The 15,516-nt window shown below is 64.8% G+C and carries 10 protein-coding genes; 5 read left to right on the forward strand and 5 right to left on the reverse strand.

Annotation, left to right across the window (positions count from 1 at the left end):
• Window positions 1-9: 9 nt before the first annotated feature.
• Complete coding sequence (locus tag M2650_RS04670) at window positions 10-1,923, reverse strand: SUMF1/EgtB/PvdO family nonheme iron enzyme (protein ID WP_249471840.1); 1,914 nt, start codon at window positions 1,921-1,923, stop codon at window positions 10-12.
• A 117-nt stretch (window positions 1,924-2,040) separates the two neighbouring features.
• On the opposite strand from M2650_RS04670, the gene rnd reads away from it, so the two are divergent.
• Entirely contained in the window at window positions 2,041-3,144 is a 1,104-nt protein-coding gene (rnd, locus tag M2650_RS04675) for a ribonuclease D (protein WP_249471845.1), read from the forward strand.
• 882 nt (window positions 3,145-4,026) lie between these two features.
• Here rnd and M2650_RS04680 read toward each other — a convergent pair.
• The 4 genes from M2650_RS04680 to M2650_RS04695 all read right to left on the reverse strand — a co-directional run bounded on the left by M2650_RS04680 (window position 4,027) and on the right by M2650_RS04695 (window position 10,989).
• The gene (locus M2650_RS04680; RefSeq protein WP_345779836.1) at window positions 4,027-4,668 is read right to left on the reverse strand and encodes a M15 family metallopeptidase; all 642 of its coding nucleotides are present in this window, start codon (window positions 4,666-4,668) and stop codon (window positions 4,027-4,029) included.
• A 79-nt stretch (window positions 4,669-4,747) separates the two neighbouring features.
• Window positions 4,748-6,319, reverse strand: a complete 1,572-nt coding sequence (locus tag M2650_RS04685; protein WP_249471850.1) for a serine hydrolase — start codon at window positions 6,317-6,319, stop codon at window positions 4,748-4,750.
• 102 nt (window positions 6,320-6,421) lie between these two features.
• Window positions 6,422-9,406: a TonB-dependent receptor gene (locus M2650_RS04690; RefSeq protein WP_249471852.1), complete on the reverse strand. Its 2,985-nt coding sequence runs from the start codon at window positions 9,404-9,406 to the stop codon at window positions 6,422-6,424.
• A gap of 68 nt (window positions 9,407-9,474) precedes the next feature.
• Entirely contained in the window at window positions 9,475-10,989 is a 1,515-nt protein-coding gene (locus M2650_RS04695; RefSeq protein WP_249471855.1) for a transglutaminase-like domain-containing protein, read from the reverse strand.
• A gap of 171 nt (window positions 10,990-11,160) precedes the next feature.
• On the opposite strand from M2650_RS04695, the gene M2650_RS04700 reads away from it, so the two are divergent.
• From M2650_RS04700 to M2650_RS04715, 4 genes are read left to right on the forward strand one after another with little or no spacing between them, the layout of a single operon-like run.
• Window positions 11,161-12,588, forward strand: coding sequence for a C40 family peptidase (locus M2650_RS04700; protein WP_249471857.1), 1,428 nt, complete (start codon window positions 11,161-11,163; stop codon window positions 12,586-12,588).
• A gap of 16 nt (window positions 12,589-12,604) precedes the next feature.
• Window positions 12,605-13,702 (forward strand): dipeptide epimerase, encoded by a 1,098-nt coding sequence (locus tag M2650_RS04705; protein ID WP_249471861.1) that lies wholly within the window; start codon window positions 12,605-12,607, stop codon window positions 13,700-13,702.
• 16 nt (window positions 13,703-13,718) lie between these two features.
• The gene (locus M2650_RS04710; RefSeq protein WP_249471864.1) at window positions 13,719-14,564 is read left to right on the forward strand and encodes a MurR/RpiR family transcriptional regulator; all 846 of its coding nucleotides are present in this window, start codon (window positions 13,719-13,721) and stop codon (window positions 14,562-14,564) included.
• Window positions 14,561-15,376 (forward strand): L,D-transpeptidase family protein, encoded by an 816-nt coding sequence (locus M2650_RS04715; RefSeq protein ID WP_249471869.1) that lies wholly within the window; start codon window positions 14,561-14,563, stop codon window positions 15,374-15,376. The genes M2650_RS04710 and M2650_RS04715 overlap by 4 nt, the downstream gene beginning before the upstream one ends.
• Window positions 15,377-15,516: the final 140 nt, after the last annotated feature.

Genomic DNA, 15,516 nt, shown 5'->3' on the forward strand with positions numbered 1-15,516 from the left:
ACCGCCAGTCTATAGCTCGCGCACGACCCGGAAACCCAGCCGCGCATTGGTGATATCGCCCGACGCCGACATGCGCCACGCCGATCGCGTCTGCGCCGGCGAACTGGCCCAGGAGCCGCCGCGGATCACGCGCGTCCGGCAACCCGGATTGACCCATGCTCGCCCATCCGCCGGCGCGCGTCGATAGCCTTCGTGCCAGCAGTCGGCGGTCCATTCGCTGACATTGCCGGCCAGCTCGTACAGGCCGTAGCGATTGGGCCGGCCCGCGGCGACCGGCGCCGGCCCCCAATGGCCGTCGCCGTAGCCTAGGAACGCATTGCTCCAGGTGCGGCCGGACGGCGAACGGTCCAGGCTGCCGGTCAAATTGCCCGACCCCGGCGGCGCGCGGCCTTCGCCCCAAGGCCACGGACCGTCGTTGCCGGCGCGCATCGCGTATTCGAACTCGGCTTCGCTCGGCAGGCGGTAGCGATGGCCGCTCTGGTGGGTGAGCCAGTCGGTGTAGGCCTCGGCGTCGCGCGCGCTGACGTGCAGCACCGGCAGGTCGTCGGCGGCCGGATTGCCGACGTAATCGCTGCGCCAGTCGACCCCGCTGCGGCGCACGAAGTTGCCGCTGCGCTCGTCGTACACGATCGAGTGCCCGCGCCGCGTCGCGCGCGCGTTGTGGCCGGTGGCCTGCATGAAGCGGCGGAATTCGCCCACCGTGACTTCGCTGCGCGACATCGCGAAGCCGCGGTCGAAGCGCACGTAATGCGATGGCCATTCGGCCTTGCTCGCCCCTTCTTCCTCCTGCTTGGCGCCCATCCGGAAGCCGCCGTGAGGCACCACCACCATCTGCGGGCCGCGCGCGCCGTCGCGCAACGCGTCGGTGAAGGCCTGCCCGGGCCGGAATTGGCCGTAATGCGCGGCCAGCTCGATGCGTTCGCGCAGGTCGGCCGCGGCGGTATCGCCAGGCTGGGCGATGCGCAGCACATCGGCCAGTTTGCTTCGTGCCAGCGCCAGACCGTCGGGTTTGTCCAGCGCCGCGATGCCGTCGTCGTGCCAACGCGCCACCAAGCGGGAACGCGTAGCCTCGACGCGCGCCGCGGCATCGGCATTGGTGCCGCTGTCCGGACGCAAGCGGGCGGCCTGCTTCAGCCAGTAACGTGCAGCACCGAGCTCTCCGCGCTCGGCGGCGCCTTCGGCGCGGCGGATCAGACCGCTTTCGACGGCGGCCAGGCCCTGCATGGCCCGCGGTTGTTCCGGACGCAGCGCCAGCACCGCGCGAAACTTGCGCAGCGCGCCGTCGGTGGCCTCGCCCAGGCGGCTGGCCTGCAGATCGCGCTCGCCCTGTTCGTTCAATTGCAGCAGGCGATCGGCCAGGTCGACCTGGGTCAGGTAGACGATCACTTCCGGATCGGCGGGATTCACCGTACGGGCCACCGCGGCGATCTCGTGGGCGCGCCCGAGCGCCGCTTCGTCCTGATCGGTCTGCGCCAGCGCGGCTTCGCCTTCTTTCAGCAGTCCGTCCAATGCGCGCGCCAGACCCGCGCGCGCTTCGGTGTCGTCCGGCGCCAATTTCAGGATCGCCAGGTACAAGGGAATGGCCGACTGCGCATCGGCGTACCAGCGCCGCTCCCTAACCGCTTTGGCGGCATCGCGCCGGGCGGCGGACAATCGCTCGCTGTCCAGCGCAACGGCCGGGGCGGTCCAGTTGAGCGATCGCGCGGCGCTGTCGTCGCCGCTGATCGTCACGCTGGGCGCCGGCCCTTTCGCGGACGCTGCGGGGCGCGGCACCTGCTGACGGGGTTCGGGCGCGGTTTCGTCGCCCCCGCAACCAGCGGCGGACAACGCCAACAGCAATGCGGAACACGCGAGAATGCGCAAACTGCCTCCGTCCGGGCGATGCTTTCCGCCGACCTTCTGGCACCATGCAATGCGGATCATGGCCGGCACGTTAACTGGCCGCGCCCTTTCCTGCCACCCGGCAGCGCGACGCCGCGTTTGACAAGCACACCGCCAGAGCCGTTAGGCTCGCCTACTTACCCATTCCGTTGACCCGCATTGTCTCTCTGGATTTCCGACCCCGATACCCTGATCCGCCGCCTCGACACGCGCCCGGCGCGCATCGGCCTGGACACCGAATTCATCCGCGAGCGCACCTATTGGCCGCAACTGGCGCTGGTGCAGATCGCCATCGAAGACGATGTACTGCTGGTCGACCCGCTGGTGCCGGGCATGCCGCAGGCGCTCGCGCCGCTGTTGGACGATCCGGCGGTGCTCAAGATCATGCACAGCGCCAGCGAAGACCTGGTGGCCTTCCAGCGCGCCTGCGGCACGGTGCCGCGGCCGCTGTTCGATACGCAGATCGCGGCCGCGCTGTCTGGCATCGCTGCCGGCATGGGCTATCAGCGTCTGGTGCAGGAATTGCTGGGCGTGACGCTCGACAAGGGCGAGACGCGTTCGGATTGGCTGCGACGACCGCTGTCCGCTGCGCAGCTGGAATACGCCGCCGACGATGTCCGCCACTTGTTCGCGTTGCACGACCGGCTGGATACGCGTCTGCGCGAACTCGACCGCCACGACTGGCTGGCCGAAGATGCCGCGCGATTGGCGTCGGGCAGCGCCGCCGATGCCGGCGAACGCTGGCCGCATCTGGGCATGCGCACTGCGCAGTTCCTCGACGCCGACGCGCAACGCCACCTGTTGCGCCTGCTGCGCTGGCGCGAGCGGCAGGCGCGCGACAGCGACCGGCCGCGCAGTTGGATCCTGGACAACGATCTGGCGGTCGCGCTGGCCCGCACGCCACCGGCCGATGCGCCTGCGCTGCAGGCGCAATTGGACGCGCATCCCAAGGCGCCGCGCAAACTCGGCGCCGCGATCTGGCAGGCTCTGGCGACGCCGTTGCCTGACGAACCCACGATGCCGTTGGCCAGCGCCGGCGACCGCGACAAGCACCGGCTCAAGCGCATGCAGGACGCGGTCTCGGCACGCAGTGCCGAACTCGGCCTGCCGGACGGCGTGCTCGCCTCGCGCCGTTATCTGGAGGTGCTGCTGGAAAGCGGCGTGTGGCCGGACATGCTTTCTGGCTGGCGCAAGCGGCAGTTGGAGCCGGTATTGTCGGCATTGCTTGCGTCGCCCGGCGAGCCTGCCTCTGAAGGAAAGTAAGATGCGGTCAGATTCTTCCGCAAAAGCAGGATGTCATCCAACACTTCGCTCCGCGCTGTAGAGAGGAGCTTGCTCCGCTGTCCTTGCTTGCCCTGTTTTTTGCTCCGCCTTTGCAGAGCGGGGCTTGCCCCGCTGCTCTTGTTCCGGCTCTGTAGAGCGAAGCTTGCTCCGCTGCTCTTCGCTCTTAAGCCGTTCGCTCCTAAGCCGTTTGCTTTAATGCCGTTTGCTTTTTTAAGCCGTCATCCCAGCGAACGCTGGGACCCATGTTGCTCTTGCCCCTAAGCCGTCATCCCGGCGAAGGCCGGGATCCAGGCCCGCGTCCTCGCCGCTTGCGCTGCGACTCGCGCCATGGAAAAAAGCTTCCGCGCTACGCGCGGGTCACTTTCTTTGCTGGCCCAAAGAAAGTAACCAAAGAAAAGGCCTGAACTGCGGTGCGATGCGTCGCGCCTGAAAGTCCGCCAGCGGCCTAAGCTTTCGTCGTGGCTGACCTTCTTACTCAGGTACTAGATTTTGATTCGCAGCCTATGGGTGACGTGGCTTTTGCGGAGTTTCGCTAAGGAGGCGTTCGGGTCGATCGCCTCGAATCTGAATGTCGAAGCGACGGAGGAATCCCGAGAGCCAGCGATAAGTGGCCAAGAACACGGGGGGAACCCCATCGCCGGGATCCCTTCCAAAGGCCCTTTTTCTTTGGTGACTTCTCTTTTTGGGCCCCACAAAAAGAAAGTCACTCGGCCGCGGTTTTAGCGGACGAAACCCCGGCCTGAAAGGCCGGCAGATCGCGACAAACCCAACGGCAAAGGCAGCGGAGCAAACTCCGCTCTACACAGAGCAACCGCAAAGACGCTGGATCCCCGCCTTCGCGGGGATGACGGCTTAAAAAACTCAGCGCACCGGAAAATCGAAGGCCGTATCCGGCGTCGGCTCCGGCTTGAAGGTGTAGTGCCACCATTCCTTCGGATAATTCTCGAAGCCGTGCTTCTCCATCGCCTGGCGCAGCCGTTCGCGGTTGGCGCGCTGTGCCTCGGTGATCCGCGGCGACTCGGTATTGGCGACCGGCCCGAAATAATCGAATCCCGTGCCCATCGGCAACGGTTCGCAGCGACCGTCGGCCTCGCAGCGCATCAAGGTCAGGTCCAGCGTCGCGCCGCGGCTGTGGCCGGAAGTCGGCGAAATATACTCGCCGACCAATTGGCTTTTCTCCATTTCCGGGTAGTACTGCGGCTTGGTGCGCTGGTCCGTCTCGTCTTCGGCCCAGCGCATGAAATCCAGCACCGCGCGGCGCGGCCGGTAGCAATCGAACAGCTTCAGGCGCAGCCCTTCGCCGCGGAGATCCTGTTCGACCTGCCGCAAGGCCTCGGCCACGGATTTGTGCAAGTAGCACTTCGGCGCATCGTAACCGTCGACGCGGCGTCCGACGAAGTTTTCCGTGCCGGCGTAGCGCATTTCCAGCGCGATGTCGGGCACCAGGCTGCGGATGTCGACCATGCCGGCCGCAGCGGGCGTCGGCGCCGACGCGACTTCCACCGAAGCGCAGGCGGCCGTCGCCAGTGCGACGCATGCGAGCGTTGCGGCAGCAAGCGGGCGAGCCGTCGCGCTTCGCGATTCAGGGGCAATCGCGGATTCGTTCGAAATGCAGGTCTTCATAGTCGTAGCTGAAATCGCCGTTGGGGTCGGTCTTGGCCATCGTCAGGACCGGACGATCCTCGCCCATGGCGAAATCCAGCCAGGCTTCGGTATCGACGCGGTCATTATCCCAATCGACCAGCAGTCGGTCGCCTACGCGCATCACGGTTCCGGCCAGCATCGGCGATTTTTTTGATTCGAAATGGACGCTGGCGTCCTTCGGACAGATCGAAACCTCGCCGAACCACGGATCCCGGTAGATGCCGAGCTTGTCTCGCATTGCAGGAGCCGCGACCGCTTTGCGCGATGAAGTATCGGGCGCCTTGGCGGCGACGCTCCCGCCGTGCTCTTCCTCGGCGATCCGCTGCGCGTAGTACGCGACGGTGCGCTTCTGCGCTGGCGCAGTGAAGTGCTTCACCAGCGTCTGGTTCAGCACGGTTCTGGCTTCGTCGGCGTCGGCATTGATCAGGATCACGAAGCCGGTTTTCTTTTCCGGCAGCAAGGTCAGGGACGAGTACATGCCGGACAACGTGCCTGTGTGCGACACCTTTTGCGTACCGTCGACGTCGGTCAGCCGCCAACCATAACCGTAAGCCGAGTAATGGCTGTCGTCCCAATCGCGCATGCGCTTGGATAGCGGCATCGTCATCTGCGCGGTCCACACCGCATCGCGCTGGGCCTGCGACAGCCAGGGCTTGCTGTCGACAACGCCGAAACGATCGGGCGCCAGCCACATCTGCGCCCATTTCAGCATGTCGTTGAGGCTGCAGCGGATGCCGCCCGCCGCCGCCATCGGGATCGCACGGATCGTTTCGCCGTCCGCATTGACGACGATGTTGCGGCCGCCGCTGCGCGTATGCGGCTGGGCGACGTTGCCGACCGCGTCACGGCTCCATTCGCCGACCTGGCAGCGCGACAATCCCAGCGGGCCGAAAATCTCGCGGCGCACCAGTTCCTCGTAAGGCGCCCCGCCCGCCGCCGCGGCCACCTCGCCGGCGACGATGTACAGCGTGTTGTCGTAGGCGTAGCGCGAACGGAAGCTGTAGACCGGCTTGAGATAGGCCAGGCCCTTGATGACGTCCGCGCGGGTGAATTCGTTCGGCTCCGGCCACAGCATCAGGTCACCGGCGCCGGCGCCCATGCCGCTGTTGTGGATCAGCAGGTCGCGCACCTGCATCTCGCGCGCGACCCACGGGTCGTACATGCGGAATTGCGGCAGATGCTTGGCGACCGGATCGGTCCACTTGAGCTTGCCGGCATCCACCAACCGCGCGAGCACCGCGGCGGTCATGGCCTTGCTGTTAGAAGCGATCTTGAAAAGCGTGCCGTTGTCGATCTTCTTGCCTGTGCCTGCGGCCAGCTCGCCCGATGTGCGGGAATAGACGATCTCGCCATCCTGCACGACGCCGACGGCCAGCCCTGGCAGATGGTAGCGGGCGACCGCGTCGTCGAAGGCCGCATTGATGGCGGCATCGCCCGGCTTCGCCGCGTGCGATGACAACGACATGGCCGCCAGCAGAGCGAACACGTGGTGAAAACGCGGTTTGTTCATGCTATCGGCACCTCGATGGCGTTATCGGACATCCTGCCGCGGTCCGTAAACGAAAAAAAGCGGCCCGCGCGAGCGGGCCGCCAAGCCGGGGGCTAATCACACTCAATAGCTGTACGACACGACCAGTTGCATGTAGCGCGGCGACTGCCACACCGTTCCTTCACCGAAATAAGGCATCTTCGATCCCGGGGTGCTTTCGTAGCGCGAGTGCACATTGACGACCGTCTGGTCGTTGAGCACGTTGTACACGGATAAACGCGCCTTCAGGTTGATGTCTTGGAACGGCGTAAAGGTCACGTTGAGGCCCAGGTCCTTGACCCACGGCATGCGGCCGAACGCGCCCCGCTCCGTGTAGACCATCTGTCGGTCCAAGCTGGAACATTCCGCCACGCACAGCCAGCCCGAGCCGCCGCCGCTGAACTCGCCGGGGCCAAATCCGCGGTTGTCGTTGGGCCAGCGCGTGCCGAAGGCGGTGATCGGGCCGCCGGAACGCGCGGAGAACGTGGCGCCGAAGCTCCACATCTCGCTGAGCTTGTAACTGCCGCGCAGCTTGATCTGGTGACGGAAGTCGTTGAACAACACGCCGTAGCGTTCGTTGACGGCCGGATGGTCGTAGAACTGCACCAAGTTGGTATCGGCATAGCCCGTATCCGAATTCACCGGGCCTTCGATGTTGCCTTCGCTCTTGGACCAGACGTAGCTGGCGTTGAACGCCCACTTGTCGTCCCAAGCCCGATCGAGCTGGAACTCCACCGCTTTATAGGTGCGCCTGGGCTTCTTGTATCCCGTGACCATGCCGCTGCCGGACGCCTGGTAACCATCAACCGAGGTATCGATATCCACCCAAGACTGGGTCGACTCGCACCACAGGGTGTTCGTCTCGCCGGGATTGATGATGGGGAAGTTCCAGTTGCCCGGGCAATTGGAATGGTTGATGCGCGTGTCTTCCACGGCATTGCTTACCTTGCGGTAGGTAGCGTTGACGCCATACGACCATGCCTGGTTGATCGCCTGCTGGAACCCCACGATGTATTCGTCCTGGAACACCATTTCCAGGTCACGGGCGACTGCCGTGCGCACATCGTCGGGCGCCGGCGCGTTGCCGTCGGTATTGAGCGGCCCGATCTGCGCGCCGATGTTCGGGAGGAGATAGGTACCACCCGTGACAGGATCGATCTGCTCAGTCCAGCCATTGAGCATGTAGTAGGCATGTTCGTCGGTGGTGCCGCCGCCGAAATAGTCGGTGAGCTTGTTGGTCAGCGGCAAATAATACCGGCCGGCATTACCGAATAGCTTGGTCGTGCCGTCGCCCTTCATATCCCAACTGAAACCGATGCGCGGCGAGATCATGTCGCTGAAATCGGCCTTGGCGAAGGTAGCGCCCGACGCGAGCGTGTTTTCAAACTTGTCCGCCCGCACGCCAAGGTTCAGCAGCAGGTTCGGCGTCACGTTCCAATTATCTTCGATGTAGAACGCCTGGGCCTTGGTCGAGACCGGGGCGCCGGTGATGTAACGGCGCGCATCGACGTAGGTGGTGCCATAGGGAAGAACGACGCCGTTGACCTCGCCGGGGATGTTTGGGTCGTTGTCGTCGTTGGTAATGGCCTGCGCCGTGTAGCTCACGCCGTCGCCCGGATACAGTGTCGAACTGTTGGAATCCATCACTTCCTGGTCCGCACCGAAGCGCAGCAGGTGGTCGCCGAGCGTCCACTCGAAATCCAGCCGTGCCGCCTCGCGCCGGTCGGCACGGTCGCTGATGGAAACGTTAGTAGGATGGCAGCCTTCGGGCCCGGGATCGCCATACAAGGAGGTGTAGGTGCCGCCGAGCGAGACGATGCTGCAATCGACATCCCGCGGACTACCGCTGAAGGCGCTTCGCTTGTTCACGCCATACATCGCCTTGGCGACGAAATTGTCGGTGAAATGGCCGGTGTAGGTGAGCGACCAGTTATCGCCGCCGGAGCCCGACGTGCTGTCGCCGTTGTAATCACCCAACGCCGAGGCGTCCCAGGTGTAATCGTAGTTGGAGATCGTCGACTCCGCCTCGTCGGAGAAGGCCAACAGTTCCAGCAGGTGATCGTCGGTGATCTGCCAGTCGAACTTGGCGCCCCAGAAGTCGTTCGGGCTGTTCGTGTAGAACGCCTCTTCCCTGTCGATGTCCCTCGAGTCGGCATCGCGCCTCTCATACATCCCGAAGAAGAACAGCCTGTCCTTCACAATGGGTCCGGATGCCCATACGTTGGTCTTGAAGAGCGAGCTGTCGTCCCGGCTCGTGAGGCCACGCTCATCGTCGGAACCGTCGCTGTGGAAATGGTCGTCCTTCTGCTCGCTCCACGCAGATGGCTCAAATGTCAACTCGACGCCGCCGTGAAATTCGTTACTGCCGGAGCGCGTCACGGCATTGATGACGCCGCCAGTCGTACGGCCGAATTCCGCCGAATAACCGCCGGTCTTGATCTGGAACTGTTCGAAGAAGCCGAACGGTACCGACGAAAACCCCCGGCGGAGATAGGGGTCGGTCACGTTCAGGCCGTTGATGTAGACGGCGTTTTCAGCAACCGACGAGCCGCCGAATGTAAGGCCGCCGAAGGTGGCGCCCGAGTTGACCACTCCCGGCGCCAGCAGCGCGACCGAAGTCAGATTCTGGTCAACCGGCAGCCGCGCCAGTTCCTGGCGGTCGAGGTTGGTCGACGACTCGGTAGAACGGACGTCGACGCGGTTGATGACGCGGGATCCGACCACGGTCACCGTATCGAGATCACCGATGCCGCCAAGATTCACCGTGGTCGTACCGCCCAACGCGACGTTCGCGGATATGGGACTGCCGACCGCTTGGCCATCGCGACTGACCTGCACGCGATATTCGCCGACCGGTAGTTGGCTCAGGCGATAGCTGCCATCGGCGTTCGCCGTCACGCTACGGCTCAAGCCCGTCGCGGTGTTGGTCACCGTAACCTGCGCACCGGCGTCGGCGCGACCCGCCACCGCACCAGTGGCGTTCTGCGCAAGTGCAAGGGGCGACAGCGTCGCCAGGCATGCGCCCATGGCGATGCAAATTGCAGTTCTCTTCAGTGCCATGTTTTTCATGCCCCCTCCAGGGTGTTGCGGTCTGGTGTCGTTGTTGATGTTGCGCGTAGATATCTCGTGCGTTCGTGCTACTGCGTGTCCTTCGCCGCCCCACGCGGGAGCACCTTCCATTCGAAGTCGTAATCCCACTGGTCGAAATACAGATTGCCGCCCTTCCATTCCACCTCGCCGCGCTGCAGGTCGACGGTTTCGGAGCGGAAGAATTCCTTCTTGGGCGCGAAGTCGCGGCCGTAGTCGTCGTTGAAGGCGATGCGGTAGCCGTCGATGCCGCCGAAATAGAAATCCTGCAGTTCGGCCGGCGCGTCGGCGAGCCTGCCGAAGCTCACGTCCACCGGTACCCAACCGTAAGGGGCCAGGTACATCTGGCCCCAGTCGTGCAGGTTGTTGTATTCCCCGTCGGAAAAGATCATCCCGGACTGCCAGCGCGACGGGATGCCGTTCATGCGCAGCAAGGTCATCAGCAGCAGCGTGACCTGGCCGCAGTCGCCGTGGCCCGCGTGCAAGGCGTAGTCGCTGATGTTGGTGATGGTAGAATACTCGCGCGCGCCGGCCCACGGGATGCGGTCGACGGCTTCGTACAGCTTCTTCGCGATCCGGTACGGATTCTTCTCGTCGCCGACGACTTCGCGCGAGAACTTGCGCATGTCGTCGGTGAACACGATGTGCGGCGGGCGTTCGCCCAGGAAAGGCGCCAGCTCAGGCGTCGGCTGCACCGGCACGACTTTGTCGGGGTCCATGGCGTGGTAGCGGCCGTAGATGTCCAGTTCGTAAGTGATCGAGAACGTGGTCTTCTTGCCCGCTTCGGCCGGCTGCTCGAGATAGACGGTGCGCTGCATCGCCGATTCCGGCGCGATCTGGTGTTTGGCGGGGACGCTTGCGACGAAACGGATGTTTTCCTGCTGGCCGGCGATGGCGCGCGGATACGGCACCCAGGCCCGCAAGGTTTCGCCGGCGGGCACCGCATCGGCATCGACCGTGATCGATTGGGTCACGCGCACGGAATGCGGCGCGGCGCTGGAACGGCCGCTGGCGATCGCTTCGTCATGCACTTGTTTATGGTGCGGGTGCGATTTTTCCAGCGGACTGTCGTTGAATGGCGTCTGCTGCGCGCGACGCGCGCGGGCTTCCGCGCTCAGGCGGAACAGGTTGGAGGGCGCACGGCTGAAATACAGCTTGCGGCCGTCGATGGTCTGGTGTTCGAGCAGGCCGGCGGCGTCCCATTTGGCGAACTCGTCGTCCTTCAGATCCGGGATCTGCTTGCGGACGCGGGCTTTCGCCTCGTCTTCGCTCAGTGTGAAATCGATCAGGATGCGGCGCATGCGCTCGCGCTGGAATTCGAGCGCCTCGCGCGTCTGCGGCGCGAGCCGGTCGTCGGCAAGGGATTGGGCGATCTGCGCCTCGGCGACTTTGAACTGACCGGCATCGATCAGCGCGACGATCGCAGCCTGGCCATCGGCACCGTTTGGCGGAGCCGCCGGTTCGCTAGCCCAGGCGACCGAGCCGGCAAGCAACGCGGCCACGAGCAACCCCACCCGGAGACACGGGCGCGAGCGCCCTGGCGGGCGGTGGCTGACTGGTCGCATGCTGTCCAACGTGCGGCTTCCCCACAAAAGCCCCGGTAACGGCTGTGTAACATGTGCCTGTGCCCATCGTCAATAATTTATTCTTTTGATCTATGCTATAAGAAATACGTATTCCGCAGCGCACAAGAACAGGCAGGCATGGCGCATGGCGGCTGCAGGGGAGACATGACGATGGACCAGGCCTACCTATCCCGTTTCGGGCATGCGCTGCTGGCGGCGATCCTGCTGCTCGGCGGCTGCGCTACGGCCCCAGGGCCGACTTCTCCCGCGCCGCGAGCGCCAGCGACCGACACCCGCGGCGTTCCCGGCGTCCAGGATGCGCAGCTGGATGCGGACTATTGGATACGCCGCCAGCCGCAAGCCGATCGCATCGTGCTCGACCGCGCCGCGATCGTCGCGCAAAACGCGCGCCTGCAGCGGACCGACAATTCGGTGCGCGACATCGAAGCCCTGCCCGACCATCTCAACGGCGCGCAAGTCAAAACATGGATCGGCGATCTTTCGCAGCGCCCGAGCAGGACGCTGTACGACGAACAAGGCCGCGAAGTACCGGCGAAGACGCTGGACGCCCTGGTCAGGGACGTGCGCATCGATGCGGTACCCGCCTCGCAAGTCACGCGCTACGGCCTGGTCGTGCATCGCGCCGATCTGCGCACGTTCCCGACGCGGCTGCGCGTGTTCAGCCGCCAAGGCGATACCGATATCGACCGCTTCCAGGAAAGCGCGCTGTTCCCCGGCACGCCGGTGGCCATCGTCCACGAAAGCCGCGACCGCAAATGGTGGTTCGTGGCCAGCGCGCTGTACGCGGCGTGGATCGAAAAGGATAAGGTCGCCGAAGGCGGCAAGCAGGCGGTGTTTGGATACACGCGGAAGGCGCCGTACCTGGTGGTGACCGGCGCCACCGCGCGCACCGTGTTCACGCCCGAACAACCGCAGGTCTCGGATCTGCAGCTCGAGATGGGCGTGCGCGTGCCGCTACTGCGCGATTGGCCGGCGGACAAGCCGGTGAACGGTCAGCACCCGTATTCGTCGCACGTGATCGAACTGCCGGTGCGCGGCAAGGACGGCGCGCTGCAATTCTCGCCGGCGCTGCTGCCGCGCAATGCGGACGTCAGCGCGGATTACCTGCCGCTGAATCGCGCCAACGTGTTGCGGCAGAGCTTCAAGTTCCTGGGCGAACGCTACGGCTGGGGCCATTCCTACAACACCCGCGATTGCAGCGGCTTCGTGTCCGAGGTGTACCGCAGCTTCGGCATCGCCCTGCCCCGCAACACCAGCGACCAGAGCGTGAGCCCGGCGCTCGACCGGATCCATTTCGAACCCGGCGACGGCCGCGACAAGCGCGATCCCGTCGTGCGCGACCTGCAGGTCGGCGACCTCGTCTACATCCCCGGCCACGTGATGATGGTGATCGGCCACGACAACGGCATGCCGTACGTGATCCACGACACCAACGGCGGTTCCTGGCGCGGACCGGACGGCAAGGTGATCGGCGGCAAGCTCAACGGCGTGTCGGTCACCCCGTTGTCCGTGCTGATGTTCAACGACGAGCAGAGCTACATCGACCGCATCACCAACATCCAACGCATCCGCCCCTGACGGACCAGAAAAACAGATGAAAATCACCGAAATCAAGTTCGGCATGCTGCGGGTACCGCTGAAAACCCCATTCAAGACCGCGTTGCGCACCGTCGAGACGGTCGAGGACATCGTGGTGATCGTGCACACCGACAGTGGCCACGTCGGCTACGGCGAAGCGCCGGCCACCGCGGTGATTACCGGCGACACGCACGGCTCGATCGTCGAGGCCATCGACAAGTTCATCGCGCCGCGGCTGATCGGCCAGGAGATCGCCAATCTCAACCGCATAACCCAGCTGATCCAGACCGCGCTGGAGAAGAACACCAGCGCCAAGGCCGCGGTCGAGATCGCCATCTACGACCTGTTCGGACAGCTCTACGGCGCGCCGCTGTACAAGATGCTCGGCGGCGGCGACCCGGTGATCACGACAGACATCACCATCAGCGTGGACTACATCGACAAGATGGTGGCCGATTCGATCGCCGCGGTTGACCGCGGTTTCGAATCGCTGAAGATCAAGGTGGGCAAGGACATCGGCCTGGACATCGAGCGGGTGAAGGCGATCTACGCCGCGGTCGAAGGTCGCGCCCTGCTCCGCCTGGATGCCAACCAGGGCTGGACCGCCAAGCAGGCCGTCTACGCGATGCATACGCTGGAAGACGCCGGCGTGTTGCTCGAGCTGCTGGAGCAGCCGGTGAAGGCGCAGGACATCGACGGCCTGAAGTACGTGACCGACCGCGTGCATACGCCGGTGATGGCCGACGAAAGCGTGTTCGGCCCGATGGAAGTGGTGGAGCTGATCAAGATGCGCGCCGCCGACATCATCAACATCAAGCTGATGAAGACCGGCGGCATCTCCAACGCGATCCGCATCGCCGACATCGCCGCCCTGTACGGGGTGGAATGCATGATCGGGTGCATGCTGGAGACCAGCATCAGCGTCGCCGCGGCGGTGCACGTGGCCGTGGCCAAAGCCAACGTGATCACCAAGATCGACCTGGACGGTCCGTCGCTGAGCCAGTTCAATCCTGTCGACGGCGGCGTGATCTTCAACGAGTCCGAGATCTCCGTGACCGATGCGCCCGGGCTGGGCATCCGCGAGATCCGCGGGCTGGAACCGATCGCAGTCTGAGCCGGAGGCGACCGCCATGCCGCCGCTGCTGAAGATCCGCTCCGAACGCGACCAGATGTCGGCGATCGAACGCCGCATCGCCGACTTCATCCTCGACAACGCGCACCTGCTGCGCGACTACTCGTCGCAGCAGCTGGCCAGCGCTTTGGGCATCAGCCAGTCGAGCGTCGTCAAGTTCAGCCAGAAGCTGGGTTTCAAGGGCTATCCGGACCTGAAGTACTCGGTGGGCGAAGCGGTGGCGCGCAATACCGGCGGCGAGGAAGACCGTCGCCAGCCTTCCACGGCGGACCATCCGCACGCCGCGCTGGCCGAGGACCTGTGGCGGCAGAAGGCGCAGGCCGAGGAGGAAACGCGGCTGATCAATCCGCCCGACAAGATCGACGCGATCGCGGCCGCCATCGCCGGCGCCGGGCGCGTGTTCGTGATCGGGCTGGACGAGGACGGCGTCGCGGCGCGCGCGTTCGCGTTGAAGCTGTCGCTGCTGGGCATCCTGACCGTGCACCACTTCGACCCGGTGCTGATGGCCACCAGCGTTTCCGCGGCCAATCCCGGCGATGTGCTGCTGGTGTTCTCCGAGCACGGCAACCAAGTCGCGCTGAGCCAGATCAGCCGCCAGTTCCACGAACGCAAAGGCAAAGTGGTGTCGGTCACCCGCCACACCGCCAACCCGTTGCGCGCGTATGCCGACGTGTCCCTGGTGGTGTCCGCGCACGACGAGCGCATGCACATCGAGCCGCTGCTGTACCAATCAGCGCTGCAGCACCTGTTGGACCTGATCTTCGTGCTGCTGTGCGAGGGCGACGATCGCATGGCGCGGCTGGACGCCAATCGCGAGCGGATCCAGCTTATGCTCGAACCATGAAAAGACCCCACGACCCGACGCAATCGCCCCTTCTCCGAAGAAAGGGGATCCTCCGTACCGTTGCGCTATGCCTGGTGGCATTCGTCGCCTTGGCGGCGGGCGCCTGCAGCCAAAATTTTTTCCGAAAAGAAGCTTCTTCTCCCTGGTCGGATGCACGGCAGATGGTCGTGGTGACCACTTCCGGTTGGAACGCCACCGACGGCAGCCTGCGCACTTTCGTGCGCGACGAAGGCGGCTGGCGCGAAATCGGCGCGGCGACGCCGGTCGCCGTCGGCCGTTCGGGATCCGCCTGGGGATTGGGACTGCATCCGGCCCAAAGCAACGGGCCGGGCAAACGCGAAGGCGACGGCCGCGCACCGGCCGGCGTGTTCCGCATCGGTACGGCGTTCGGTTATGCCAACGCTGCGGATACCGCCCTGCCCTATGCCGCGATGCGCGAATCGAGCTACTGCATGGATGTCGCCGCATCGCCGCTCTACAACCGGATCGTCGATGCGGATGAAGTCGGTCGAGCCGCGGTCGCCGGCTCGACCGAGCCGATGCGCCTGGACCTGCACAACCAAGGCGACCAACGCTACAAGCTGGGCTTCGTCATCGAACACAACCCGGACGCCAAGCCCGGCGCCGGCAGTTGCATCTTCGCGCATTTGTGGAAGGCGCCCGGCCAGACCACCGCGGGTTGCACGGCGATGGCCGAGCCGGCGATGCAGCGCCTGTACGGCTGGCTGGAACCGGAATCGCAGCCGGTGTTCGTGCTGCTTCCCGATGCCGAATATCTTCGCTTGAAAGAGGCGTGGGGTCTTCCGCCATGAGGCAAGCCCGCGTCGCGCATAAGCCCTCCCCTTCAAGGGGAGGGTTGGGTGGGGATGGTTTTCGCTCGAGCCTGCTGCCCGCCGCGCTTCAAAACCATCCCCATCCCGGCCTTCCCCTTGAAGGGGAAGGAGAAAAACAC

This window comes from Luteimonas galliterrae, from assembly GCF_023374055.1.
In the GTDB taxonomy this organism is placed as follows: domain Bacteria; phylum Pseudomonadota; class Gammaproteobacteria; order Xanthomonadales; family Xanthomonadaceae; genus Luteimonas_C; species Luteimonas_C galliterrae.

Excerpts from the sequence above, each read along its gene's own strand:
- M2650_RS04670 (WP_249471840.1), bottom strand. The coding sequence starts at position 1,923 with ATGATCCGCATTGCATGGTGCCAGAAGGTCGGCGGAAAGCATCGCCCG.
- M2650_RS04685 (WP_249471850.1), bottom strand. The coding sequence starts at position 6,319 with ATGAACAAACCGCGTTTTCACCACGTGTTCGCTCTGCTGGCGGCCATG.
- M2650_RS04690 (WP_249471852.1), bottom strand. The coding sequence starts at position 9,406 with ATGAAAAACATGGCACTGAAGAGAACTGCAATTTGCATCGCCATGGGC.
- M2650_RS04695 (WP_249471855.1), bottom strand. The coding sequence starts at position 10,989 with ATGCGACCAGTCAGCCACCGCCCGCCAGGGCGCTCGCGCCCGTGTCTC.
- M2650_RS04700 (WP_249471857.1), top strand. The coding sequence starts at position 11,161 with ATGGACCAGGCCTACCTATCCCGTTTCGGGCATGCGCTGCTGGCGGCG.
- M2650_RS04705 (WP_249471861.1), top strand. The coding sequence starts at position 12,605 with ATGAAAATCACCGAAATCAAGTTCGGCATGCTGCGGGTACCGCTGAAA.
- M2650_RS04710 (WP_249471864.1), top strand. The coding sequence starts at position 13,719 with ATGCCGCCGCTGCTGAAGATCCGCTCCGAACGCGACCAGATGTCGGCG.
- M2650_RS04715 (WP_249471869.1), top strand. The coding sequence starts at position 14,561 with ATGAAAAGACCCCACGACCCGACGCAATCGCCCCTTCTCCGAAGAAAG.